The following is a 906-nucleotide window of genomic DNA, read 5'->3' as shown; positions in this document are numbered from 1 at the left end:
CCGGCTGCCCGCAGCGCGGGGGTCAAGGTCAAGTCGGTGGCCGAACTGGTCGACAAACTCAAGCACGAAGCGAAGGTGATCTGAGATGGCTGTCCTGGTAATCGCTGAACACACCAATGCCGCGCTGGCGTCGGCCACCCTGAATACCGTGACCGCCGCGCAACAGATCGGTGGCGACATCCACGTGCTGGTCGCAGGCCAGGGCGTCGGTGCCGTGGCCGCAGCCGCCGCCAAGATCGCCGGCGTGGCCAGGGTGCTGGTGGCCGACCATGCCGCCTATGCGCACCAGCTGCCGGAGAATATCGCGCCGCTGGTGGCCTCCCTGGCCGGTGACTTCAGCCATGTGCTGGCGCCGGCCACCACCCACGGCAAGAACTACCTGCCGCGCGTGGCCGCCCTGCTGGACGTCGACCAGCTCTCCGAGATCATCGCCGTCGACAGCGCCGACACCTTCAAGCGGCCGATCTACGCCGGCAACGCCATCGCCACCGTGCAGTCCAGCGCGGCGGTGAAGGTGATCACCGTGCGCACCACCGGTTTCGATGCCGCGGCTGCCGAAGGCGGTGCCGCTGTCATCGAGGCCATCTCCACCGTCACCGATGCCGGCACCTCCGCCTTCGTCGGCGAAGCGTTGGCCAAGTCCGACCGTCCGGAGCTGACCGCGGCCCAGATCGTCGTCTCCGGCGGCCGTGGCCTGCAGAACGGCGAGAACTTCAAGTACCTGTACGCCCTGGCCGACAAGCTGGGCGCCGCGGTTGGCGCGTCCCGTGCCGCCGTGGATGCGGGCTTCGTGCCGAACGACATGCAGGTCGGCCAGACCGGCAAGATCGTCGCGCCGCAGCTGTACCTCGCCGTGGGCATCTCCGGGGCCATCCAGCACCTGGCCGGCATGAAGGACTCCAAGGT

Annotated in this window: 1 protein-coding gene and 1 pseudogene; both read left to right on the top strand. The window is 68.7% G+C overall.

Annotation, left to right across the window (positions count from 1 at the left end):
* A pseudogene (locus tag ACFPU0_RS14765) lies at positions 1–84 on the top strand (electron transfer flavoprotein subunit beta/FixA family protein); the annotation flags it as partial.
* A 1-nt stretch (position 85) separates the two neighbouring features.
* Positions 86–906 (top strand): electron transfer flavoprotein subunit alpha/FixB family protein (locus ACFPU0_RS14760; RefSeq protein ID WP_377693846.1); only part of this gene is annotated, 821 nt, incomplete at its 3' end.

The sequence above is a fragment of the Pseudomonas sp. GCM10022186 genome, assembly GCF_042656385.1.
Classification (GTDB): Bacteria; Pseudomonadota; Gammaproteobacteria; order Pseudomonadales; family Pseudomonadaceae; genus Metapseudomonas.
The sequence above is the reverse complement of the archived record's forward strand: the minus strand, read 5'-3'. Positions and strand labels throughout refer to the sequence as shown.